The organism is Massilia sp. UYP34, assembly GCF_056279385.1.
In genome coordinates this window covers 36,408-59,521 of sequence record NZ_JBWBRF010000007.1, presented here as the reverse complement: position 1 = coordinate 59,521, position 23,114 = coordinate 36,408, and the positions used below count along the sequence as shown (strand labels likewise).

19 protein-coding genes are annotated in these 23,114 nt (G+C 68.7%); 11 read left to right on the top strand and 8 right to left on the bottom strand.

Features of this window, described 5'->3' with window-relative positions:
* Positions 1-11 precede the first annotated feature (11 nt).
* The 6 genes from imuA to ACZ9AQ_RS13290 all read right to left on the bottom strand — a co-directional run bounded on the left by imuA (position 12) and on the right by ACZ9AQ_RS13290 (position 6,466).
* Positions 12-608 carry a translesion DNA synthesis-associated protein ImuA gene (gene imuA, locus ACZ9AQ_RS13315; protein WP_429203754.1) on the bottom strand — a complete coding sequence of 199 codons (597 nt, stop codon included), beginning with the start codon at positions 606-608 and terminating at the stop codon, positions 12-14.
* Between the two features lie 131 nt (positions 609-739).
* Positions 740-1,768, bottom strand: coding sequence for a DUF2955 domain-containing protein (locus ACZ9AQ_RS13310; RefSeq protein WP_429203753.1), 1,029 nt, complete (start codon positions 1,766-1,768; stop codon positions 740-742).
* A 2-nt stretch (positions 1,769-1,770) separates the two neighbouring features.
* A complete protein-coding gene (locus tag ACZ9AQ_RS13305) occupies positions 1,771-2,937 on the bottom strand; it encodes an HlyD family secretion protein (protein ID WP_429203752.1) in 1,167 nt (388 codons plus the stop codon).
* The gene (locus ACZ9AQ_RS13300; RefSeq protein ID WP_429203751.1) at positions 2,934-4,532 is read right to left on the bottom strand and encodes an efflux transporter outer membrane subunit; all 1,599 of its coding nucleotides are present in this window, start codon (positions 4,530-4,532) and stop codon (positions 2,934-2,936) included. Before ACZ9AQ_RS13300 ends, ACZ9AQ_RS13305 begins: the two co-directional genes overlap by 4 nt.
* A 2-nt stretch (positions 4,533-4,534) precedes the next feature.
* The gene (locus tag ACZ9AQ_RS13295; RefSeq protein WP_429203750.1) at positions 4,535-5,659 is read right to left on the bottom strand and encodes an AI-2E family transporter; all 1,125 of its coding nucleotides are present in this window, start codon (positions 5,657-5,659) and stop codon (positions 4,535-4,537) included.
* 24 nt (positions 5,660-5,683) lie between these two features.
* Positions 5,684-6,466, bottom strand: a complete 783-nt coding sequence (locus ACZ9AQ_RS13290) for a 3-hydroxybutyrate dehydrogenase (protein WP_429203749.1) — start codon at positions 6,464-6,466, stop codon at positions 5,684-5,686.
* A gap of 198 nt (positions 6,467-6,664) precedes the next feature.
* On the opposite strand from ACZ9AQ_RS13290, the gene hepT reads away from it, so the two are divergent.
* From hepT to ACZ9AQ_RS13260, 6 genes are all read left to right on the top strand, one after another.
* Positions 6,665-7,084, top strand: a complete 420-nt coding sequence (hepT, locus tag ACZ9AQ_RS13285) for a type VII toxin-antitoxin system HepT family RNase toxin (protein WP_429203748.1) — start codon at positions 6,665-6,667, stop codon at positions 7,082-7,084.
* Positions 7,085-7,206: 122 nt separating this feature from the next.
* The gene (locus ACZ9AQ_RS13280) at positions 7,207-7,791 is read left to right on the top strand and encodes a DUF2760 domain-containing protein (RefSeq protein WP_429203747.1); all 585 of its coding nucleotides are present in this window, start codon (positions 7,207-7,209) and stop codon (positions 7,789-7,791) included.
* The gene (locus ACZ9AQ_RS13275; RefSeq protein WP_429203746.1) at positions 7,788-9,644 is read left to right on the top strand and encodes an Hsp70 family protein; all 1,857 of its coding nucleotides are present in this window, start codon (positions 7,788-7,790) and stop codon (positions 9,642-9,644) included. The genes ACZ9AQ_RS13280 and ACZ9AQ_RS13275 overlap by 4 nt, the downstream gene beginning before the upstream one ends.
* Before the next feature lie 65 nt (positions 9,645-9,709).
* The gene (locus ACZ9AQ_RS13270) at positions 9,710-12,505 is read left to right on the top strand and encodes an Hsp70 family protein (RefSeq protein ID WP_429203935.1); all 2,796 of its coding nucleotides are present in this window, start codon (positions 9,710-9,712) and stop codon (positions 12,503-12,505) included.
* A 99-nt stretch (positions 12,506-12,604) separates the two neighbouring features.
* A complete protein-coding gene (locus tag ACZ9AQ_RS13265) occupies positions 12,605-15,328 on the top strand; it encodes an HAD-IC family P-type ATPase (RefSeq protein WP_429203745.1) in 2,724 nt (907 codons plus the stop codon).
* Between the two features lie 122 nt (positions 15,329-15,450).
* Positions 15,451-15,984, top strand: coding sequence for a YybH family protein (locus tag ACZ9AQ_RS13260; protein WP_429203744.1), 534 nt, complete (start codon positions 15,451-15,453; stop codon positions 15,982-15,984).
* A 16-nt stretch (positions 15,985-16,000) separates the two neighbouring features.
* On the opposite strand, the gene ACZ9AQ_RS13255 is transcribed toward ACZ9AQ_RS13260, so the two are convergent.
* Positions 16,001-16,672, bottom strand: coding sequence for a methyltransferase domain-containing protein (locus ACZ9AQ_RS13255; RefSeq protein WP_429203743.1), 672 nt, complete (start codon positions 16,670-16,672; stop codon positions 16,001-16,003).
* 131 nt (positions 16,673-16,803) lie between these two features.
* Here ACZ9AQ_RS13255 and ACZ9AQ_RS13250 point away from each other — a divergent pair, with 131 nt between their 5' ends.
* The 3 genes from ACZ9AQ_RS13250 (at position 16,804) to ACZ9AQ_RS13240 (ending at position 19,460) form a co-directional block, all read left to right on the top strand.
* Complete coding sequence (locus ACZ9AQ_RS13250; RefSeq protein WP_429203742.1) at positions 16,804-17,517, top strand: hypothetical protein; 714 nt, start codon at positions 16,804-16,806, stop codon at positions 17,515-17,517.
* 80 nt (positions 17,518-17,597) lie between these two features.
* Positions 17,598-18,239: a DUF4230 domain-containing protein gene (locus tag ACZ9AQ_RS13245; RefSeq protein WP_429203741.1), complete on the top strand. Its 642-nt coding sequence runs from the start codon at positions 17,598-17,600 to the stop codon at positions 18,237-18,239.
* Positions 18,240-18,515: 276 nt separating this feature from the next.
* Positions 18,516-19,460, top strand: coding sequence for a Bug family tripartite tricarboxylate transporter substrate binding protein (locus ACZ9AQ_RS13240; protein ID WP_429203740.1), 945 nt, complete (start codon positions 18,516-18,518; stop codon positions 19,458-19,460).
* Positions 19,461-19,540: 80 nt separating this feature from the next.
* Here the strand turns inward: ACZ9AQ_RS13240 and ACZ9AQ_RS13235 are convergent, their stop codons facing one another.
* Positions 19,541-20,509 carry an IS1595 family transposase gene (locus ACZ9AQ_RS13235; protein WP_429203739.1) on the bottom strand — a complete coding sequence of 323 codons (969 nt, stop codon included), beginning with the start codon at positions 20,507-20,509 and terminating at the stop codon, positions 19,541-19,543.
* Between the two features lie 236 nt (positions 20,510-20,745).
* On the opposite strand from ACZ9AQ_RS13235, the gene ACZ9AQ_RS13230 reads away from it, so the two are divergent.
* Positions 20,746-21,780, top strand: a complete 1,035-nt coding sequence (locus tag ACZ9AQ_RS13230; protein ID WP_429203738.1) for an SDR family oxidoreductase — start codon at positions 20,746-20,748, stop codon at positions 21,778-21,780.
* A gap of 411 nt (positions 21,781-22,191) precedes the next feature.
* Entirely contained in the window at positions 22,192-22,857 is a 666-nt protein-coding gene (locus ACZ9AQ_RS13225; RefSeq protein ID WP_429203737.1) for a PRC-barrel domain-containing protein, read from the top strand.
* Positions 22,858-23,114: the final 257 nt, after the last annotated feature.

The window sequence follows — 23,114 nt, the reverse complement described above, 5'->3', positions numbered from 1 at the left end:
TATACTAATCACTAGCAAAAGTTCGGCCCCCGGCGTTTGACGAAGTCGATATTCATGCCGCCGGCCGCCGGCCGCAACGCAAGACGCAAAGGCGCGGGGGATGCGTCTTGCGCCGCCGCCAGCGGACGGAGCATGAAAAACAGCGTTTCGCCGCCTTGCGCCGCCAGGTGCAGGCGGCGCAGATTGTCGTTACGCATATGGTTGGCCCAGAACAACAAGGCGCCGCAACTGCCGCTGCGCAACACCTGCTCGGCTGCCCATAGCGCGTCCGCGGTGCGCGTCGTGCGCAACCACAATAGCTGGGACGGCTCCAGGCCGAGCGCGGCAAGCGCCAGGGCCTGGGGTGGATGGGGCGGCTGCAGCAGCACGATGCGGCGTTCGGCACAGGCGGCCAGGGCCGGCCGCAGCAGGCGCATCTCGCCGATGCCGGGCTGCTGCAAGTGCAGGTCGACCAGGGTGCCGCCCGGCCAGCCGCCGCCGGGAAGCTGGCTCGACAGCGTCGCGTGGCCGGTATCGACACAGCGCGTGCCGGCATGCGCCAGCTGCGACGCGCGCCACAGCGATGGGTGCACTGCCTCGGGTGCGGCAAGGATGGCGGAGTGTGTCATGTCGGGCTTATCAGACAAATACTGTATAAACATACAGTACTAGCTGGCGCCGCGTTTGGCAAGACCTATTCATTTTGGCTATACCAATTGGGTAACTGGTATTGACTAAAATTAAACGTCCCTCAGCGGCTTCATCTCGTCATTCGCTCCTCCCGAGCCGCAGTCCTCGATGCGCGCCAGCCTTCCAGCGCCCACACGATGGCCCAGGCATACAGCGCGAGCGCGATGAACAGGCTCACCCGCACGAGCGAGGCGTGGCCGACGTCCTTCCCCACCACGCTATCCTCGATGGCCGGGCCCAGCAGGATCAGCATGGTCACCAGGGCATTGCTCCAGAACGAGGATGGCAGCGCCGAGCGCGTGACGCCGAAGATCCGGGCCCCGCTCCAGAACGCGGCGGCGGCCATCCACAGCACCAGCATCCACAGGGTCGGCAACACCGCCAGGCCGAACCAGGCCAGGGCCGCCATGCCCGCGCCCGCCAGGGTCGAGCCGACCAGCACCCGCCCCGCCGAGCGGGCGCCGGTGGAGCCGGCCTGCTGGCCCAGCATCACCGCCTTGATGATGGCGGCCAGATAGAAGGCCGGGTTGATCAGGGCCAGCACCAGCACCGGCATGACCACCAGCGTCGCCTGCGCGGCGCGCCATCGGGCCGTGTGCGCGGCCGCGGCCGGGGGCGCCGGCCTGGCGGCGGGGTCCGCCGTTTCCGGGAACAAGGCGTGCGACAGGCTGCCGACCAGCACGCCGACACCGAGCCCCAGCGCGATGGCGGTGCCGAGCGCCAGCGCCAGGGCCTGGTCGGCCACGCCGGCCACCGGTATCACCGTGAGGGCAATCACCACGATGATCGCCAGCGGGCTGCCGCTGCGCAGGCCGGCGAGGAAGACCGCGTACAGCAGCAATGCCGTCAACACCAGCGCGACGCTGGCGTAATGCTCCAGCAGCGGCACCATCAGCACGCCGGCCGCCAGCACCGCGGCGACCAGCAGCGCCACCACCATGCCCTTGAGCAAGGGGATCGGCGGCCCGGGTTTACTCAACATCAGCACGGTCACGACGCACAGCACGAACGGCGACGGCAGCGCCAGGCCATAGGCGAGCAGCACGGCCAGCGCCAGGCCGATCGCCAGCCGCAAGACCGCCTTGTCAGCGCGCTCCATCGTCAATAAATGTAGGAAAGGTAGCTCATCAGGCGGATGAAGACGGCGCCCAGCCAGTTCATCACGGTGTAGTCGTCCGTATACACCAGCACGTCGGCCTGCCCGCCGATCCTGGCCGCGCGCAGCTGCGCGTGTTCGGAAGGGTCGAACTCCACGGCGACCGGGAAGCGCTGCGCCTGACGCAGCCAGTCGCGGCTGTTGTCGATCTCGGGCAAGGTGCCGGCCTGGGGCTGCCGGCCCGCATTGACCCCGCTGCCCACGCTGCGCACCCGGCCCTTCAATACCCTGCCCGGCAAGACGTCGAGCACGATGGCGACCTCGTCGCCCGGCGCGATATTGCCGAGGTTATTCTCGGTCATGTCGGCGCTGATCCAGAGGTCGTGGACGGCGATCAGCGTCATCGCCGCCGCACCGGCCTGCAAGACCTGGCCGACATCGGTGCGCAAGTCGGTCACCAGGCCGCGCGCGGGCGCGGTCACGGCCGTACGCTGCAGATCGAGCACGGCCTTCTCGACCGCCGAGCGGGCGCTGAGCAGCTGCGCATTGCGCTCTCCGGGCTCGCCGGCCGCCTCTTCGGCGCGGCGCAGTTCCGCCTCGGCGGCGATTTCCTGGCTGCGCGCCGTGGCCAGCGAAGCGCGCGCATTCTGGACCCGGCGGATCGACAGCGCGCCGGGGTCTTCGGCAAAGATCTGTTCCATCCGGCCCGCATCCTGGCGAGCGAACACATGCACGGCCCTGGCGGCCTGCAGCGCCGCCTCGGCCGCCTTGACCGCCAGCGCCGAGGCATTCACCGAACGCCGCACCGATTCATAGTCCGCCAGGCTGCGCCGCAGGGCGATGTGGTAGGTGCTGGGGTCGATATGGAACAGGAGTTGCCCTTCCTCCACTTCGTCGTTGTTCTTGACGTAGACCTCGTGCACCATGCCCGTCACCTCGGACGCCACCGGCACCACGAAGGCTTGCACCCGGGCCTGCGAGGTGTACGGCGTCAGGCGATCCGCCACCAGATACCAGCCCAGGCTGACCGCGATCAGCACCAGCACGACGATCAACCCCAGCCGGCTTTTCCTGCCCGTCCGCGCCGGCGCCGGCGCGGATGCCGGAACGGGCGCCGGCGCCGCGTCGCCGGGCGGCGCCGCCTGTTCCAGCTTGACCGGATCAAGGTTCATGGCCGGTGCTCCCCGCCCGGCGCGCCCTCGGCGCCGGGCGCCGGCAAGGGCGCGCGCAGGATGTCCTTCCAGTCGCTGCGCCGTTCCATGACGGCGCGGGTCGCCTCATCCACGGGCGGGCGGCGCCTGCCCTGCTCCCAGCCGCCGCCCATGGCTTTATAGAGGGCGATCAGGTTCTGCGCCAGACTGCCCTGGGTCGTGACCAGGAGCTCCTGCTGGCTATACAGGACGCGCTGGGAATCGAGCACGCGCTGGAAATCGGTCAGGCCCTCGCGATACTGAAAGCTGGCGATATCGAGCGAACGCCGGGCGGCCTTGACGCCATCGGCCAGCAGCACGATCTGCGCGCCCGTCCGGACAAAGCCGGCGGCCGTATCGTCGACCTCGCGCGCCGCATTCAGCACCGCTCCCTGGTATTGCTCGTAGAGCTGCTGGAAGCGGGCATCCTGCACCAGCACGCCGTTGCTCAGCCGGCCGTGATCGAACACATTCCACAGCAGGCCCGACCCGAGCGCCCAGTTCAGCACCCGCGGCGCCCCATCCAGCGAGGTGGCCGACAGGCCCACCGATCCCAGCAGCGAGATCGAGGGATAGAGCTCGGCCGCGCTCACGCCGATCAGGGCCGACTGGGCGGCAAGCTGCATCTCCACCGCCCGCACATCCGGCCGGCGCCGCAGCAGATCGGCCGGCAGCTCGGTGATCAGCTCGGCCGCCAGGTCCACGGGCAGCCGGATCATCGTGTGCTGCTCGCCCTGCGCCATCCCGTCTGCGCTCGCGCTCATCTCGGGCAGGGGGCCGGGCGCGCGCGCCAGCAGCGTGCTCAAGGCATTCTGCGCCTGGCGCTGGGCGATCTCGAGCGGCGGGATCGTGGCGAGGGTGCCCAGGTACAAGGTCCGGGCCTGTTGCACATCGAGCTCGGCTTCGTTTCCGCCTCGGAACAGCAGCTCGGTGATCTGCAGGCTGCGCAATTGCAGGGCCGCATTGTCGCGCGCGACCGCCAGCCGCGCCTCGGTGGTGCGGATCGTGCAATACAGGCTGGCCACCTGGGCCGCCATCAAGACCTGCACGTCGTCGTAGCGGGCGATGCTGGCCAGGTAGCCGGCGTCGACCGCCTCGATGCCGCGTTTGAACTTGCCCCAGAAATCGATCTCCCAACTGATGTCGAGATGGGTGTCGAAGTTGCTCAGGCTGCTGTCCGGCCCGCCTGCCCGCCGCTGTCCCGCGCGCAGCAGCTCGCTCCTGAGCTGTTGGCCCTGCGGATAGCGTGTGCTGCCGGCGATCCCGAGCTCGGCGCGTGCTTCCATGATGCGCAGGCCAGCGGCGCGCACCGTCGGGTTCACGCGCTGCGCCTCGGCGATCAGCGCGTCGAGCACGGCGTCATCGAAGCCGCGCCACCATTGCTGGATCGATGCGCTTTCCTGCGCGCCGGCGCGCGGCTTCAGGGAAGCCAGCGAACCGCCGTCCCAGCCAGCCAGCGCGGCCGGCATGGCGGGACGTTCGAAGTCGGGCCCGACCGTCGTGCAAGCACCCAGCAGGGCCGCGCCCGCCAGCGCCAGCGCGCCCCTGCCCGACCGCTTTCCGAGCGCGCCGCACACAATTACTCCGGCGGCGGCGCCGGCGCGGGCGCCGCCACCGCATCGGGGCTGTTCGCCACCCACCACATGAAGGCCTGGTAGCTCAGGGCAAGGAAGACCGCGCCGACGAACATGCCCACCAGGCCGGCGCTGGCCAGGCCGCCCAGGGCGCCGAGCAGGATCACCGGCATCGGGGCATTCACGCCGCGTCCCAGCAGGAGCGGCTTGAGCACATTGTCGAGCGAGCCGGCGAGCAACAGCAGCACGGAATACGTGATCGCCTGCGTGTTGCCGTAGTCCCCGCTGGTCCAGATATAGACAATCACCGGCAAGGTCGCCAGGATGGCCGGCACCTGCACGATGCCCAGCACCAGGACGAGCAGGGACAGCAGGCCGGCAAACGGCACGTCGGCGACGATGAACACCAGGCCGACCACGATGGCCTGGATCAGGGCCACGCCCAGCACGCCCAGGGCCACCGCGCGGATGGTCGCCGTGCACAGCACGACGAACTCTTCGCCGCGCTCGAAGCCCACCATGCGCACGAAGATGGCCCGGATGCCGTTGGCGCTGGCCCGGCCCCAGGCCATGATGATGCCGGCGACGATGAACGAGAACAGCAGCAGCAGCATCGCGCCGGCGATGCTGGCCACCGCCTGCAGCGCCCTCCTGGCCAGGTCGGCCACCTGCTCATGCCTGCTGCGCAGCAGCGCCGGCAAGTCGGCGGAGGCCTCAGCCCACACGTCGTGGATGCGCTTGCCGATCAACGGCCATTCGGCCACGTTGGGTGACGGCGCGGGAATCTTCAGGGTGCCGGCGCGGACGCTGTCGACGGTGTTCTGCAGCGATTCACCGAGCGAGGTCATCAGGATCGCCGTGGGCACCCCGATCGCGACGACGACGACCAGCACCAGCAGGGTCGCCGCCAGTCCCTGCTTGCCCCACAGGCGCTGCGCCAGCTTCTGGTGCGCCGGGTACAAGGTCACCGCCAGGATCACCGACCAGGCCATCAGCGACAGGAAGGGAGAAAAGATGCGGTAGCTCAGCAGCGCCAGCCCGAACACGATGCCGGCCCGGATGAACACATCCAGCAGTTTTCTCGACAGGCGTTCTTCGAGCTGGCTATCGAGCTCGTAGGGTGCGTTCACGGGGCAATCCCTTTCTATCGTGGTCTACTCCATGAACCACCCATGGCTCACGATCAGCGACTGGCCGGTGAGCGCATTCGAGGGGAACGTGGCGAAGAACAGCGCGACCCGGGCAACGTCCTGGACCGTCGTGAACTCGCCATCGACGGTTTCCTTGAGCATCACGTTCCGGATGACCTCTTCCTCGGAAATGCCCAGCTCGCGCGCCTGCTCGGGAATCTGCTTGTCGACCAGCGGCGTGCGCACGAAACCCGGCGCGATCAGGTTGGCGCGCACCCCATGCTTGGCGCCTTCCTTGGCCATGACCTTGGTCAGGCCTTCCAGGCCGTGCTTGGCCGTGACATAGGCCGACTTGAGCACCGACGCTTCTTTCGAGTGCACCGAGCCGATATAGATGATGCTGCCGCCACGGCCGCCCGCGTACATGTGCCGCACGCAGGCGCGCGTGGAGAGGAAGGCGCCGTCGAGGTGAATCGCCAGCATCTTGCGCCAGTCGGCATACGGAAACGCCTCGATCGGATGCACGATCTGGATGCCCGCATTGCTCACCAGGATATCGATGCCGCCCCATTGCGCGACGACCGCGTTGATGCCGGCATCGACCTGCGCCTCATTGGCGACGTCCATGCCCACGCCCAGCGCATCGTGGCCGGCGGCGCGGATCCCGGCCGCGGCCAGCTCGGCGGCATCGAGGTTCAGGTCGGCGATGGCGACGCGCGCGCCTTCGCGCGCATAGGTGAGCGCGATTTCCTTGCCGATGCCGCTGGCGGCGCCGGTGATGACAGCAACTTTTCCTTCGAGCTTCATGACACCTCCCTGGACTATCTGCCAGATGCTCGACCGCCCGCACGGTTCGGACAATTGGACCTTGGTCGCATCAGGCGACGAGACCGGCGCCGCGCGGTGTTCGGCGCCGTGTTCAGCGCCTTGTTTATTGACCGACTGGCGCCATCTGCATGGTTTGCCCCATGTGGGCGCACGATGACCACCGAACACGGAGGCGCCATGGATGACGACATTCTGGTCAGCAAGGCCGGCACCATCGAACGCTGCTGCCGGCGTGCCCGCGACGAGTATGAAAAAGATCCGAATACTTTCTCTGAAGACATCACGCGCCAGGACGCCGCCACCCTGAACGTGATCCGCGCCTGGGAAGCGGCGATCGAGATGGGCGACTATGTGATCGGCAACGCCCGCCTGGGCCTGCCGCGCGACGAACGCGAAGTCATTACCCTGCTGGCCGAACACGGCTGGATCGCGCCCGCCCTGGCCGAAGACCTCAAGCGCACCGGCGAGTTCTGCCGCGCCGAATGGGATCATCAGGCGTCGCCGCTGCCGGCGCTGGTGACCATCGTCAAGCGCGGCCTCGACGATTTCACCGATTATGCGGCGGCCTTGCTGGGCGGCGTACATATCATCGAATAAACTTTTGCCCCGGTTGCCAGCGCGAAAAACAGGCGCCAACTGGTATGATTCGCCTTTTCCCGGGTGGTCCTCTGTTGTCTGACATGACAGGCAGCCATCCCGCACCTGATGATCAAGAAAAAATGAACACACCTTCCAATCTGCCCGGCTTCTTCAGCCGTCTGTCGATCGCCTTCGGCGCCCTGTTCAAGTCGCTCGGCGACGCCGAGTTCGCCGCGCGCGTGCGCGATGACGGCGTCGGCCCTACCGCTGCGCCTGCGCCTGCGCCCGTCCCGACTCCGGCTCCGGCTCCAGCGCCAGCTCCGGCCCCGACGCCACTGCGCGCCCCGACCCCGGATTCGGCCCTGCAACTGCTGAGCCTATTCCAGCGCGAAGCGCGCCTGATCGACTTCGCCCACGAAAACCTCGCCGCCTATTCGGATGCCGATATCGGCGCCGCCGCCCGCGTCGTGCACGAAGGCTGCGCGCGCGTGCTGCGCGAGCATTTCGCCATCGAGCCGGTGCGCCCTGAGTCCGAAGGCAGCCGCGTCACCCTGAACGAAGGCTTCGACGCCGCCAGCGTGCGCCTGACCGGCAACGTGGTCGGCAAGGCGCCGTTCACCGGCACCTTGAGCCATCGCGGCTGGCGCGCGGCCAAGGTCACGCTGCCGCAACTGGCCGAGCGCCACGACGCGCGCGTGCTGGCCCCGGCGGAGGTGGAACTGTGAGCCAGCCGGAAAACCCACGCTACGCCATCGGCATCGACCTGGGCACCACCCACAGCGCCCTTTCGTATGTGGACCTGCAGGCCAGCGACGGCGAGAAGGCCGTCGAGTCGGTGCTGCCTATCCCGCAGCTGACCGCGCCCGGCACGATCGAGGCGCTGCCGCTGCTGCCGTCCTTCCTCTACCTGCCGCACCCGGACGAGATGCCGGCCGGCGACCGCGCCCTGCCCTGGAGCCAGGGCGAGGAAAACGCGGTGGCCGGCGAGATGGCGCGCAGCCGCGGCGCCACGACGCCGATCCGCCTGGTGTCGTCGGCCAAGAGCTGGCTGTGCCACCCAGGCGTGGACCGCCGCGCCGCGATCCTGCCGCAGGATGCGCCGGACGAAGTGCCGCGCGTGTCCCCGCTGGCCGCCTCCGCCCGCTACCTCGAACACCTGCGCCAGGCCTGGAACGCGGCGCACCCGGAAGCGCCGTTCGACCAGCAATCGGTCACGGTCACCATCCCGGCCTCGTTCGATCCCAACGCGCGCGAACTCACTCTTGATGCGGCGCGCCAGGCCGGCTTCGCGCCCACCCTGCTGGAAGAGCCGCAGGCGGCCCTGTACAGCTGGATCCAGGGCAGCGGCGGCCGCTGGCGCAAGCAGGTCCAGCCGGGCGACATCATCCTGGTGGTCGACGTCGGCGGCGGCACCAGCGACTTCTCGCTGATCGCGATCCTGGAACGCGACGGCAAGCTCGAACCGCACCGCGTGGCCGTGGGCGACCACATCCTGCTGGGCGGCGACAATATGGACCTGGCGCTGGCCCACTTCGTGGCGCGCAAGCTCGCCGCCAACGGGACGCAGCTGGACGCCTGGCAGATGCGCGCCCTCACCTACGGCTGCCGCAGCGCCAAGGAAGAACTGCTGGCCAATCCCCATGCCGCCACGCATCCGATCGTGGTGCCGAGCCGCGGCTCGAAGCTGATCGGCGGCTCGATCCGCACCGAACTCACGCGCGAGGAAGTCACGTCGTTCATCACCGACGGCTTCTTCCCGCGCGTGGAAGCTTCCGCCCGTCCGGCCGTGCGCACCCGCGCCGGCCTGACCCAGCTCGGCCTGCCGTATGCGCAGGACGCCGCGATCACGCGCCACCTGGCCGCCTTCCTGGCGCGCCAGGCCGGCGCCACCGCCGACCTCGAAGGTTTCAGCGGCCGCGTGACTGCGGAACATACTTTCCTGCATCCGAGCGCGGTGCTGTTCAACGGCGGCGTGTTCAAGTCCGGCATCCTGGCCCAGCGCGTGATGGACACCATCAACGACTGGCTGTACATGGAAGGCGCAGAGCCCGCGCGCATGCTCGAAGGCGCCGACCTGGACCTGGCGGTGGCGCGCGGCGCGGCCTATTTCAGCTACGCGCGGCGCGGCGGCGGCGTGCGCATCCGCGGCGGCACGGCGCGCTCCTACTACGTCGGCGTCGAATCGTCGATGCCGGCGATTCCCGGCATGGAGCCGCCGCTGGAAGCCCTGTGCGTGGCGCCGTTCGGCATGGAAGAAGGCAGCGAGCTCGAATTGCCCGGCCAGGAGTTCGGCCTGGTGATCGGCGAGCCGGTGACCTTCCGCTTCTTCGGCTCCACCGTGCGCCGCCAGGACCGCATCGGCGACGTGCTCGAATTCTGGGGCCCGGACGAGCTGCAGGAACTGAACGAGATCCAGGCCACCTTGCCGGCCGAAGGCCATGCGGCCGGCGACGTCGTGCAGGTCAAGCTGCATGCGCTGGCCCTCGACACCGGCACGCTGGAACTGGCGGCCGTCGCCCGTGACGGCCAGCGCTGGAAGGTCGAGTTCGACGTTCGCACCGCACCCGACGCACAGTGACGGCGCCAGGCGCTTACCTCGTCGGCATCGACCTCGGCACCACGAATACGGTGCTGGCCTATTCAATGCCGAGCGACAACGGCAAGGGCGCGATCGAGCTGATGTCGATCGACCAGCTGGTGGCGCCCGGCGAAGTCGCCGGCGCTCCGCTGCTGCCGTCGATGCGCTACCACCCGGGCGCGGACGAACTCGCGCCCGGCGAACTGCAACTCCCCTGGAACGTCGCGGACGTGGCCGGCGTCGAACGCGTCGCGCTCGGGCGCCTGGCGCGCGCGCTCGGCGCGGCCACGCCGGGGCGCCTGGTGGCCAGCGCCAAGAGCTGGCTGTCGCATCCCGGCGTCGACCGCATGGCGCCCATCCTGCCCTGGGGTGCCGATGCCGACGTGCCCAGGGTGTCGCCGGTGGCGGCCAGCGCCAGCTACCTGGCCCACCTGCGCGCCGCATGGAACACGCGCTTTCCCAGGCAGCCCCTCGAGCGCCAGCAGATCGTGCTCACGGTGCCCGCCTCGTTCGACGAAGGCGCCCGTGCGCTGACCCTGGAGGCGGCCCGGCAGGCCGGCCTGCCGGACGTGCGCCTGCTGGAAGAACCGCAGGCCGCGCTGTATGACTGGCTGTACCGGCATCGCGCCGACCTCGGCGCGCAGCTTTCCGATACCCGCCTGGTGCTGGTGGCCGACGTCGGCGGCGGCACCACCGACTTCAGCCTGGTCAAGGTCGAGACCAGGGATGGCGAACCATCGCTCACCCGCATCGGCGTGGGCAACCACCTGATCCTGGGCGGCGACAATATGGACCTGGCGCTGGCCCGCCTGGTCGAGGCGCGCATGGCGGAACAGGCCGGCGAAGACGCCGCGCGCACCCGCCTGTCGAGCGCGCGCCTGGCCCAGCTCACCGAACGCTGCCGCGCCGCGAAAGAACGGCTGCTGGCCGACGATGCACCCAGCCACGTCACCGTCACCCTGCTCGGCGCCGGCAGCCGCCTGATCGGCGCCAGCCGCAAGGCGAACCTGGAGCGCGCGGACATCGAGCGCATCGTTCTCGATGGCTTCTTCCCGCTCAACGCGACGCAAGAGGACGCGAAGCGCGCACGCGCCGGCATCGTCGAATTCGGCCTGCCGTATGCGAGCGACCCGGCCATCACGCGCCACCTGGCGGGCTTCCTGCGCCAGCACGCGGCCGCCGCGCGCGAGGCGCTTGGCCTGCCCGACGATGGCGCGCTGCCGGTGCCCGTGCCGGTGCCGGACACCGTGCTGCTCAACGGCGGCGTGTTTCGCGGCGCGGCGCTGGCACAGCGCCTGGTCGACACCCTGGCGGCATGGCGCGGCGCGCCGATGCGCGTGCTGCACAACGACAACCCCGACATCGCCGTCGCCCGCGGCGCCGTGGCCTATACGCTGGCGCGCCAGGGCCTGGCCCCAGGCATCGAAAGCGGCGCCGCGCGCAGTTACTACCTGCTGCTCGACGGCGAAGCGCAAGGCGACAGGCTGCGCACCGTCTGCCTGCTCCCGCGCGGCACGCCGGCAGCGCTCGAGGTGGCGCTGGCGGACCGCAGCTTCGCGCTGCGGGTCGGACGCCCGGTGCGCTTCCACCTGGTCTCGACGGTCGCCGACAGTGGCGCGCCGCCGCAGGCGGGCGACCTGGTCGACCTGGATCCGTCAGGGGTGGTGCGCCTGCCGGCGATCGCCACCGTGCTGCGCGCCGCGCGCGGCGCGCCCGCCGAGATCCCGGTGCGGCTGGTGACGACGCTGAGCGAAGTCGGCACGCTCGACGTGCATTGCGTGGCCGAGGATGGCGGCCAGCGCTGGCAGCTCGCCTTCCAGCTTCGAAGCAACGACAGCGATGACGGCGGCAGCGGTGACGATGGGCAGGAAGAAGCGCTGCCTCTGGAGCTCGATGCCGCCGTCGACAAGATCGAGCGCGTCTTCGGCGCCCGCTCGAAACAGGTCGACCCGAAGGAAGTGAAACAGTTGCGCGCCGGCCTGGAGCACCTGCTGGGCGCGCGCGAGCGCTGGACCACGCCCCTGCTGCGGCGCCTGTTCGACGCCCTGCTGGCGCGCGCGAAGGGTCGACGGCGATCCAGCGAGCACGAGCGCGCCTGGCTGAATCTGGCCGGTTACTGCCTGCGCCCCGGCTTCGGCCATCCGCTCGACGAATGGCGCATGGAACAGCTGTGGGCGATGTTCGAGGGCGGCGTCCAGCACCCAAGGGACAGCCAGGTGCGCGCCGAATGGTGGACGCTGTGGCGCCGGGTGGCGGGCGGCCTCTCGACCGAGTCTCAACTGCGCGTGCTGGACGATTTCGCCTTCAACCTGCAGGCCGACGCCTCGGAGCGCGGACGCCGGCCGCTCACCCTGGTCGACGGCAGCGAGGAAGACATGCTGCGCGTCGGCGCCTCGCTCGAACGCATCCCGTCGGCCTATAAAGCCGAGATCGGCGAATGGCTGCTGGGCCAGATCGACGCCATCCCGTCCGGTGGCAAGCCCGATGCCCGCGCCAGCGCGCGTTACGGCCGCTATCTATGGGCCCTGGGCCGGGTCGGCGCGCGCCAGTCGTTCCAGTCGAGCGCCCACGAAGTGGCGCCGCCCGACGTGGCCGAACGCTGGCTGGAAAAACTGCTGCAACTGGACTGGCGCAAGGTGGAGCCGGCCGGCTTCGCCGCCGCCCACATCGCGCGCATGACGGGCGACCGCTCGCGTGACATCGACGAAGCGGTGCGCGCGGACGTGCTGCGGCGCCTGGCGTCCAGCGGCGCGCCGCCGATGTGGACGGCGATGGTGCGCGAGGTGGTGGAGCTGGACCAGGCCGTCGAGACGCGCTTGCTGGGCGACGCCCTGCCGCCAGGGCTGAAACTGCTGCGCTGAAGGACGGTTGGGGTCGCTTGATGACAACGGCTTGCCATGGTAACTTTTTGGCATCATGTGTTTGTCATCATGCACCGGGAAGCGATTCCAGCATCGACAATGAACCAGCCCATCTCCCCCGACCGGCTGGCGGCGGGAGCCGACGACTGGCACGCCCTGCCGGCCGGCGAAGCACTGGCCAGGCTCGCCTCCTCGCCCGAAGGACTCGCACCGGAAGACGCGGCGCGGCGCCTGGCGCTGCACGGACCCAACACGCTGCCGTCGCCCCCGCGCACGCCCGCCCTCCTGCGCTTTCAGCTGCAATTCAATAACGCGCTGATCCTGTTCCTGCTCGCCGCCGCGGCGCTGGCCGCCGCCCTCGGGCACTGGGTCGACGCGGCCGTGATCGTCGGGGTGGTGACGGTCAACGCCATCGTCGGCTTCGTCCAGGAAGGCAAGGCCGAGCAAGCCCTCGGCGCCCTGCGGGCCATGCTGGCGCCCACTGCGCGCGTGGTGCGCGCCGGCAAGCACGCGACCGTCCCGGTGGCCACGCTGGCGCCGGGCGACGTGGTGCTGCTGGAGGCGGGCGACCGCGTCCCCGCCGACCTGCGGCTGCTGCGTGCCCGCGCCCTGCTGGTCGACGAAGCGATCCTCACCGGCGAATCGGTGGCCAGCGTCAAGACCGGCGACAAGGTCGACGCCGGCGCGGCCCTGGGCGAGCGCGAGGGCATGGCGTATTCCGGCACCCTGGTCGCCGCCGGCCAGGGCCTCGGCCTGGTGGTCGCCACCGGCAGCCACACCGAGATCGGCCGCATCGGCGCCATGCTCGGCAAGGTCGAGCCGCTCACCACGCCCCTGCTGCGCCAGGTCAACGGCTTCGGGCGGCGCCTCACGGTGCTGTCGATCGCCGTCGCCGCCCTGCTGTTCGCCTATGCGGTCGGCCTGAAAGGGATGGACTGGGTCGCGGCGCTGATGGTGGTGGTGGCGATCGCGGTGGCGCTGGTGCCCGAAGGCCTGCCGGCGGTGATCACCATCACCCTCGCCATCGGCGTGCAGCGCATGGCCGCGCGCCACGCCATCGTGCGCCGCCTGCCGGCGGTGGAGACGCTGGGCGCGACCACCGTGATCTGTTCCGACAAGACCGGCACCCTGACCCGCAACGAAATGACGGCCTGCCGCGTGGTGACCGCGACGGGCGGCATCGGCGTGAGCGGCGCCGGCTATGCGCCGCTGGGCGCGTTCGCGCTGCCCGAGGGCGGCGCCGGCCTGCCGGCCAATGCGCGCCGCCTGATCGAAGCCGGGCTGCTGTGCAACGACGCTCACCTGCGCCAGGGCGCGGGCGGCTGGCATGTGGACGGCGATCCGATGGAGGGCGCGCTGGTGACGCTGGCGATGAAGGCCGGGCTCGAGCCGGGCGCCTTGCGCGCCGGCCACCCGCGCGCCGACGAGATCCCGTTCGACGCCCGGCACCGCTTCATGGCCACCCTGCACGGCCTGGCCGACGGCGGCGCCGAGCTGGTCGTCAAGGGCGCGCCGGAGCGCGTGCTGGCCATGAGCGGCAGCCAGCTCGACGCGTCCGGGACCAGCATGCCGCTGGACGCCTCTTACTGGGAAGGCCAGGTCGCCGCGGCAGCCGCCAGCGGCGAGCGCGTGCTGGGCTTCGCCCTGCGCCGCTTTGCGCTCGCGCCGCCGCAGCTGGACTTCGATGCCGTGGACGAGCTGGTGTTCCTGGGCCTGATCGGCTTCATCGACCCGCCCCGTCCCGAGGCGCTGGCCGCGATCGCCGACTGCCGCAGCGCCGGCATCGCGGTCAAGATGATCACCGGCGACCACGGCGCCACCGCCGCCGCCATCGCCGCGCAGCTTGGCCTGGCCGAGCAGCCGGTGGTGGCCACCGGCCAGGACGTCGACGCCGTCTCCGACGCCGGGCTGCGGGCCCTGGCGCGCCGCACCCACGTCTTCGCCCGCACCAATCCCTCCCACAAGCTGCGCGTGGTGCGCGCGCTGCAGGCCGAGGGCGAGGTGGTCGCGATGACGGGCGACGGCGTCAACGACGCCCCGTCGCTCAAGCAGGCCGACGTCGGCATCGCCATGGGCAACAAGGGCACCGAGGCGGCCAAGGAAGCGGCGCAAATCGTGCTGGCCGACGACAACTTCGCGTCCATCGTGGCGGCGGTGAGCGAGGGCCGCACCGTCTACGACAACATCCGCAAGGTCATCGCCTGGACCCTGCCCACCAATGGCGGCGAGGTGCTGGCCATCGTCGCGGCGCTGGCGCTGGGCCTGACCCTGCCGATGACGCCGCCGCAGATCCTGTGGATCAACATGATCCTGACCATCACGCTCGGCCTGGTGCTGGCCTTCGAGCCGGCCGAACCGGGCGTGATGGCGCGCCGGCCGCGCGACCCGCGCTCGCCGCTGCTGTCGCCCTTCATGCTGTGGCGGGCGGCATTCGTGTCGGTGCTGTTTACCGCCTGCGTGTTCGCCGTGATGGCCTGGGCCGAACGGCGCGGCCTGGCCACCGAGGCGGCGCGCACGATGGTGGTCAACGTGCTGTGCGTGCTGGAGATCTTCTACCTGTTCAACGTGCGTTACCTGCACATGCGCTCGTTCACCTGGCGCGGCGCGCGCGGCACGCCGGCGGTGCTGTGGGCGATCGCCGGCGTGGTGGCGGCGCAGCTCGCGTTCACCTACCTGCCGTGGATGCAGGCGCTGTTCGATACCCGCGCCGTGGCGTTGGTGGACGGCGTGGCGATCATCGGCATCGGGCTGGCGTTCATGGCGGTGCTCGAAGCCGAAAAAGCGGTGCTGCGGCGCTGGGGCGTGTTCGTCGACCTGCGCTGAACGCCGGCCCGATGCCCGCGGCGCGCGGCGCGCGAGTCCATGCGCAGCGGATGGCGGTGACAATCGGTGCATCTTTGCCGCGAACCGCTCTCTATGCTCATCTGTTTCAACCGGGAGACACGATGAGAACCCTGCTAGCCGCAATCTGCCTGGCCCTTGGCCTGTTCCTTTCCGCGCCGCAGGCGCAGGCGCAGAACCCTGCCGCCGACAAGCAGCAGATCGAAGCCATCGTCGAGGCCTTCCGCGTGGCGATCATCGACAAGGACGTCGACAGCTTCATGAAGCTGTTCCTGCACGAGGACATCACCTGGGCCGGCGTCACGACCGACGGCAGCCTGGCCCGCATCAATGCCGAGATCAAGGATCCCAACGCGCCGCGGCCCATGAAATACTTCAACAGCAAGCCCCGCAAGTTCATCGAAGGCATCGCCAAGAGCCCGAGCCGGAAAGAAGAGACCTTCGACAGCGTCCACATCGACAGCGATGGCGACGTGGCCCAGGTCTGGTTCGACTACACCTTCGTGGAGAACGGCCACAAGAACAACTGGGGCAAGGAGAGCTGGCAGATGGTGCGCACGGCCAGCGGCTGGAAGATCGCCGCCGTGATCTGGTCGATGGAGCTCAATCCGGTCCCGCCGCCCGCGCGCGCGCAATGAAGGCCGCAATGAAGACTTATCCCGGCAGCCGCCCTGCCAGGATCAGCGACACCGGCTTGCCGGTGCGCGGATCCAGCGGTTCGCGCATCTCGACCACGCGCAGGCCGTGCCGCTCGAACAGCGCGATCCAGCTCGAGATCGTGCGGAAGTACCACGGCGGCGCGTCCTGGAAATCATCGCTGAAGCCGGCCCAGCTGCCGGTGCGCCAGCCGTCGGCGTAGGGCGCGTCGCCGCAGGCCGTCACCGGATGCACGGTCTGCACGACCAGCGTCCCGCCCTTGCGCAGATAGGTGGGCGCGGCGGCCAGCAGGCCATCGACCGCTTCATGCCCGATCAGCGAGAAATTGGCGACCGCGACGTCGGCCGCCAGCGCCAGCGCGCCGGCCGCGATCCGTTCATACGACAGCACGCGAAAGTCGCCGCCGCCGGCGGCGCGCGCCCGTTCGACGAGGCCGTCGATCGCGTCCACGCCGACCATCGTCACTTCGGGCAGCGCGCGTACCAGCCAGCCTTCGCCGCAGCCAAGGTCGACGCCAGTGCGCGGCGCATGCGCACGGACGGCATCGACGATGGCGGCGTTGGTCACCAGCGTGCGGCTCTCGATTTCTCCGCTACGCACTGCGCTGGTCCAGGCAGCCGCATTGCGCGACCAGGACGCGAGGATTGCTGCATCGGTCTGACTCGACATATTCCCTCCTTGACGCCGATTATGCACCAATCGGGGCGCACCGTCCCGGCATGGCGGCCGTGGTTTTCAGTGAGCCTTTTTCGGCTCCGGCACGACATAATGCAGGATCGATTCCGGATGACGCCTGCCCCATGCCCCGATCACGATACGCTTGCCTGCTTGCCCTGCCCTTCTTCACCTTCTGCGCCGCCACCGCGGCCAGCGCCGCCGACGCCACCCGGGTGTTCGTCGAGAACGGCGAGCTGCATTATTCGGGCTACCTGGACGACGACGCCAACCGCCGCCTGTTCTCTTTGTACGACAGCCTGGCCATCAAGCCGACGGTGCTCGCCATCGAGAGCAAGGGCGGCATCGTCGACTTCGGCCTCGACCTGGGTGACTGGGTGTACCGCAAGGGCATGGACGTGAAGGTCAGCGGATACTGCCTGTCTTCCTGCGCGAACTATGTGTTTACCGCCGCGCCGCGCAGGACCGTCGGCAACGTGGCGGTCATTGGCTTTCACGGCGGTATCAGCAGCGCGACGTTCAACCTCGGGGGCGAGCGCAAAGCCGCCTACGATGCCATGACCCCGGAGCAGCAGCACGCATTCCGGGCCGACCAACGGAAGCACATCCAGCCGCTGCTTCAGCGCGAGACCGATTTCTTCAGGAAGATCGGCGTCAGGCAGGACATCACGACCTATGGGCAGGCGAGCCGCTTCGCCCTGCCCGACACGGACGGATGGACCTTCACCAGGGAAGACTTCGCCCGCTTCGGCGTCGATCGCATCGAGGTGATCGATGGACCATGGCGGCCGGCGATGCCCGGCAACGCCATCACGATCACCACGATCGAGGTCGACTAAGCGCCGGCGCTGGGCGGCGTCGGCCATCGGCGGGATCGGTTAGACTGGCCGCCGTCGATTCCACGCACCTGCCAGCGCCCATGAAATCACCGCAACGCCTGCCGATCCTGCTCGTCGCCGTCACGGCCGCCGCCATCACCTTCGCCTTCATCAAGAAGCCGCCCGGCCAGGAGGCGCCGCCACCGCCGCTGGTGGCGCTGGAAAAAATGGGCCACCTGGTCTCGCTCAGGATGAATTATTCGGACGTCATCGAGTTCACGCAGCCGAACGCGGTCGACATCCCCTGGTCGCAATGGGAAGTACGGCTGGGCAGCACCCGCGTGCTGCTGGTCGCGCGCGGCGACTGCACGGTGGCGACCGACCTGCGCCAGGCGCGCTACGAAGACATCGACGAGCGCGCGCGCACCCTCACCGTGGTGCTGCCGCCGCCCGCCCCGCTGCAGGCGCGCATCAGCCACGAGGCGCGCAACCGGGGCGGCTCCTATTTCTATGCGGTCACCGAACAGGGCCTGCAAGCCTTCATCCCTTCCGCCCAGACCCGCACCAATGCGATGAACAATGCGCTGCAGACGGCGCAGAAGGCGGTGCAGGCGGCCTGCCGCCAGAGCGCCGTGCTCGATACGGCGAAGGAAAATGCCGCCAACGTCATGCAGGCCACCCTGGCGGCCACCGGATGGATGCCGACCGTCCTCTGGGAGCCGCCGGCGCCTGCGCGGCCCTGAGCGAGCCGGCCCACGGCGAGAGAGCGCCGCCGAAGGCCGCGCCGCCGCGCCGTAAAGACAACACCCGCGCCAGGCCCGTACCACTACTTACGCAATCCGCATGGGCATTCGTGTAAAATTGTTTCAGCAGGTTATCAAAACAACTGCGCAAAACAACTGCGCAAAGCAACCGCGCAAAGCAACCGTGCAGAACAACTGCGCGACACAACCGCGAAATAATTCAACTATATAGGTGACAAAACCATGCGAGTCTTCCCGTCCAAAGGAAAATCCCTCGTGTTCGCTCTCGCAGCAACCGTCCTTTCCGCCAGCGCCGTCGCCCAGAACTGGCCGACCGGCACCGTGACCGTGGTCGTGCCATGGCCGGCCGGCGGCCCGTCCGACATCGCGGCGCGTCCGCTGGCGAAAGGCCTGACCGAGAGCCTGAAACAGTCCTTCGTCATCGATAACCGCGGCGGCGGCGGCGGCAACATCGGCAGCGCGGCCGTGACCCGCTCGAAGCCGGACGGCCAGACCCTCCTGATCACCTCGAGCGCGCCGATCGTGATCAACCCGAGCCTGTACAAGAAGATGGCGTTCGATCCGGCCAAGGACCTGACCCCGGTCACCAACCTGCTGCGCGCGCCGCTGGTGCTGGTCGCCCACCCATCGGTGCCGGCCAAGAACGTCAAGGAACTGCTGGCCCACATCCAGTCGAAGAAAGGCCAGTTCTCGTACGCGTCGGCCGGCAACGGCACCCCGCAGCACCTGACCGGTGAACTGTTCCGCGGCGTGACCAAGCTCGACATGGTGCACGTGCCGTACAAGGGCTCGGCGCCGGCGATTTCCGACCTGCTGGGCGGCCACATCCCGATCATGTTCGACTCGACCATCGCGATCATGCCGCACATCAAGAGCGGCAAGGTCAAGCCGATCGCCATCTCGGGCAACAAGCGCTCGCCGCTGCTGCCGGACGTGCCGACCTTCGCCGAAGCGGGCCTGAACATCGAGTCCTACGCCTGGTATGGCCTGTTCGTGCCGGCCAAGACCCCGAAAGCCATCGTCGACAAGATCAACGCCGAGTCGCAGAAAGTCATGAAGCATCCCGACTTCCAGCGCGTGCTGGCCGACACCGGCACCGAGTACGTGGGCGATACGCCGGAGAACTTCGCCAAGTTCGTGCAGGCGGAAAGCGCGAAATGGTCGAAGATCGTGAAGGACAGCGGCGCGACCGTCGACTGATCCACACGATCCTGTAGTACCCGCTGAAACGGGTGACGCGGCAATGCCGGGTCACCCGTTTTTTTATGGCGCTGTACCCATTAGCTGTTGATGACCCCGAATGCAATGCGCAGCAATTGCTCGATAGATGGTACCCGCCCGCCATCGAGCGCCCAATGCCAGCCCAGGTAGTTGGGCAGCCAGCGCGACGCCACGCCATGAAAGCGCGACAGCCATTCCTTGAAGCGCCGGTGATAGGCGTTGACATGTTGAACATCGATGGCGCCCTCGGCACCCTTGCGCACCCGTTCGCCGGCACTGACATTGACCGCTTGATGCGCGACGCCGTGGGCGCGGGCGAAGGCGGCATAGGCGGCGTTGGCGTCCGTGACCAGCAGCGCCTGCGGGTCGAGTTTCGGCCGCAGGTGCCTGACCAGCTGCGCCGCTTTCAGGGCGCCGCGTCCGGTCAAGGCGTCGACGGTCTGGCCGCCGCGGTCGCGCGCCACCAGGATGCAGTCGAGGTGGTGCGAGATTCCGCGCAGGGCGGCCCTGCCGCCGCGCTTGCGCGGTTGGCGATCGAGCTTGCGCGAACCCTTTTGCGATTCGAGCAGGAACATTTCGTCGGCCTCGACAATGCCTGAGAGACGCGCCGGTCGGTCGTCCTTGACCCGATCGAGAAAGCGATGACGCCAGCGAAAGGCCGTATTGCGGTGCACGCCGACACGCTTGGCCGCAGAGCGGACCGAGCGGGAATCGAGCACCACTTCCAGATAGGCGAGCCACTTGCCCTTGAGCCTGAGCCGCGCCAGCGGCGTGCCGGTCAGGTCGTTGAAGGTGCGGCCGCACGCGCAGCAGCGGTAGCGTTGCAGGCCGTTGGCCTGGCCATGCCGGTGGCAGCGCTCGCAGGCGCAGTGCGGGCAGCGCCGCCCTGTTGACCGGATCTCGCCGATGAGGGCGATCACCCGGTCCAGCCCGGCTGCCGGATGCAGGGCCGCGAGCACCTTCTGACGCTGCGGCTGGTTCAGCTTTGGCAGCTGGGCGAACAGCTGCGCAAACTGCGGCGCTTTCATCCTACGCTCCCGATCGATGACGACCGGGATTGGACCCCGGGTCAGCTCAGCAGTTCAATGCTCATCCACAGCTAGCGATGACAGCGCCTTTTTTATTGGGCCGCCAAAAGCTGATGCCCCCTGGTCCGCGCCGGTTCTTGCCCACGAGCTACCGTGTTCCGTATCTTTTCGATAACGACTAACATCTTCGTCACTACTTGGCTGCGGTTGCAGCCCCACCCCATCAAGGAGCAAGCATGAGTTCGGAAGACCAGAAGCCAGAAGGCGTGACGCCGTCGCGTCGCCGCTTCGTCAGCACCATGAGCACCGTTGCCGCGGGCGTGGCCGCGTCGGCCGCCGCCGTCCCGGCCCTGGCCCAGCAGGCGGGCGGCGCCAACCAGCCGGCGCCGGGCGCGGCGCGCGAAGCGGCCAAGCGCTATCCGCGTCCGCCCTTCCCCAAGCAGGACCAGCCGTGGCCGGCCCTGGCGAGCAAGATGACGCCGCGTCCCGACCACGGTGAAACCACGTATCGCGGCAGCGGCCGCCTGGCGGGACGCAAGGCCCTGATCACCGGCGGCGACTCGGGCATCGGCCGCGCCGCCGCGATCGCCTACGCACGCGAAGGCGCCGACGTCGCCATCGGCTATCTGCCGGCCGAGGAACCGGATGCGCGCGAAGTCATGCAGCTGATCCGCGACGCCGGCCGCAAGGCGGTCGCCATTCCCGGCGACATCCGCGACGAAGCCTTCTGCAAGAAACTGGTGGAAACGGCGGTGCGCGAGCTGGGCGGCCTGGACATCCTGGTCAACAATGCCGCGCGCCAGCAGAACAACGCGTCGATCCTCGACATCACCAGCGAGCAGTTCGACTGGACCGTCAAGACCAATGTCTACGCGGTGTTCTGGATCACCAAGGCGGCGATTCCGCACATGTCGGCCGGCAGCGTCATCATCAATACCTCGTCGCAGACGGCGTACGACCCGCCGGAAAAACTGCTCGACTATGCAGCCACCAAGGCCTTCGAGGTGGCGTTCACGAAGTCGCTGGCCAAGCAGATGGCGTCGAAGGGAATCCGCGTGAATGCGGTGGCGCCGGGGCCGGTGTGGACGCCACTGCAACTGGCGGGCGGCAATTCGCCGGAAGGGCGCGAACAGTTCGGGGCAAATACGCCGATGAAGCGTCCGGGCCAGCCGGCCGAACTGGCGACGATCTATGTCACGCTGGCGTCGGACGAGGCCAGCTATACCACCGGCCACGTGTATGGCGCGGCGGGCGGCGGCGGGCAGCCGTAAGTGCTTGCCATGAGCGCTTGCCGGGAGCGCTTGCTGTAAGCGGCCATCTTGCGCTCACTGCGCTCCGCCCGGCGTTGCCGGGCGGGACAGTGATTGCCGTCAGCCGCGGCGCAGCAGACGCGCCAGCAGCGAGCCGAAAGAACGGGTACGAATCAGTTGGCCCAGGGGGCCGGCGTTGGTGCAGCGCGAAATGACGGTCATTTCTTTTTCCTCCTAGACATAACTTGGCAGATTAGTCATACCACGCGTCCTCATCTGTGCGCTGGTTCGCATAACGCTGCAGCCTGTCCGGCCCTAGCGCGCGCGCCCCGATTCCGTAGCGTTCTATCATGCACCCTTCGTAGGGCGAGGGTCTGCTCCAATCGGAGTGACCGTCGCATGTTCGCAACGTCAATAGACAAGGAGGAACATATGGGCTACGCAGACCGCGATAAATACGGCATGTACAAGGACAGCGAGAACCTGGGTCCGGGACCGTCGCTGATGGGCGCTGACACCTTGATTGGCGACAGCGTCGTCAATTCCGCCGAGGAAGACCTGGGCGACATCAAGGAAATCATGCTCGACATGCAGACCGGCCAGGTGGCCTACGCCGTGCTGGCCTTCGGCGGCTTCCTGGGCATGGGAGAAAAACTGTTCGCCGTGCCCTGGCAGGCGCTGCACCTCGACACCGTCAATAAACGCTTCGTCCTCAACGTCGACAAGGACCGCCTCAAGACCGCACCGGGCTTCGACAAGGATGCCTGGCCGGACATGAGCGACCTGAGCTGGGCCAGCGGCATCCACAGCTTCTATGGCACCGACCCGAACCGTTCGGGCGCACCGACCATGGGGCCGGGCGTGACGATGGGCGGCCTGGTCGGCGGCGCCGGCAGCGCAAGCGGCGCCCATGCGGGCGGCGCGATGGGTTCCAGCGTGGGCGCCGGCCACGCCGGTTCGAGCAGCCTGGGCAGCGCGGGCGCCGGCATGGGCGATTCGCGGGCGAACCAGGGGCCGGGCCACAGCATCGATCCGCGCTCCGGCAACCAGGGCGACGACAAGGATATCAGCCGCATCCGCGGCAGCAATATCGGCTGAGGCCGGCCCGTCATGGCGGGCTGAGGCAGGAGGGACGGCGGCTTGTCCGCCGTCCTTTCTGTCTACGCCACAACGCCGCTTCGTCAGCAGAACACGAAATCCTCGTTCGACCGGGGAAGCCCACGCAGCACGTCGCGCACCACATACCCTGCCAGTCCGGCCAGGGACATCACCAGCAACCACCATCCAGACATGATCGACTCCTTATGCACAGCACGCTTTCGCACAGTCATGCGAAATTAGTGCAAAAAAAGGGA

What these genes read in the sequence shown, in the direction of transcription:
- ACZ9AQ_RS13245 (WP_429203741.1), top strand. Translation starts at nt 17,598, where the DNA reads ATGAAATCACCGCAACGCCTGCCGATCCTGCTCGTCGCCGTCACGGCC.
- imuA (WP_429203754.1), bottom strand. Translation starts at nt 608, where the DNA reads ATGACACACTCCGCCATCCTTGCCGCACCCGAGGCAGTGCACCCATCG.
- ACZ9AQ_RS13290 (WP_429203749.1), bottom strand. Translation starts at nt 6,466, where the DNA reads ATGAAGCTCGAAGGAAAAGTTGCTGTCATCACCGGCGCCGCCAGCGGC.
- ACZ9AQ_RS13305 (WP_429203752.1), bottom strand. Translation starts at nt 2,937, where the DNA reads ATGAACCTTGATCCGGTCAAGCTGGAACAGGCGGCGCCGCCCGGCGAC.
- ACZ9AQ_RS13230 (WP_429203738.1), top strand. Translation starts at nt 20,746, where the DNA reads ATGAGTTCGGAAGACCAGAAGCCAGAAGGCGTGACGCCGTCGCGTCGC.
- ACZ9AQ_RS13225 (WP_429203737.1), top strand. Translation starts at nt 22,192, where the DNA reads ATGGGCTACGCAGACCGCGATAAATACGGCATGTACAAGGACAGCGAG.
- ACZ9AQ_RS13310 (WP_429203753.1), bottom strand. Translation starts at nt 1,768, where the DNA reads ATGGAGCGCGCTGACAAGGCGGTCTTGCGGCTGGCGATCGGCCTGGCG.
- hepT (WP_429203748.1), top strand. Translation starts at nt 6,665, where the DNA reads ATGGATGACGACATTCTGGTCAGCAAGGCCGGCACCATCGAACGCTGC.
- ACZ9AQ_RS13255 (WP_429203743.1), bottom strand. Translation starts at nt 16,672, where the DNA reads ATGTCGAGTCAGACCGATGCAGCAATCCTCGCGTCCTGGTCGCGCAAT.
- ACZ9AQ_RS13265 (WP_429203745.1), top strand. Translation starts at nt 12,605, where the DNA reads ATGAACCAGCCCATCTCCCCCGACCGGCTGGCGGCGGGAGCCGACGAC.
- ACZ9AQ_RS13270 (WP_429203935.1), top strand. Translation starts at nt 9,710, where the DNA reads ATGCCGAGCGACAACGGCAAGGGCGCGATCGAGCTGATGTCGATCGAC.
- ACZ9AQ_RS13260 (WP_429203744.1), top strand. Translation starts at nt 15,451, where the DNA reads ATGAGAACCCTGCTAGCCGCAATCTGCCTGGCCCTTGGCCTGTTCCTT.
- ACZ9AQ_RS13280 (WP_429203747.1), top strand. Translation starts at nt 7,207, where the DNA reads ATGAACACACCTTCCAATCTGCCCGGCTTCTTCAGCCGTCTGTCGATC.
- ACZ9AQ_RS13235 (WP_429203739.1), bottom strand. Translation starts at nt 20,509, where the DNA reads ATGAAAGCGCCGCAGTTTGCGCAGCTGTTCGCCCAGCTGCCAAAGCTG.
- ACZ9AQ_RS13250 (WP_429203742.1), top strand. Translation starts at nt 16,804, where the DNA reads ATGCCCCGATCACGATACGCTTGCCTGCTTGCCCTGCCCTTCTTCACC.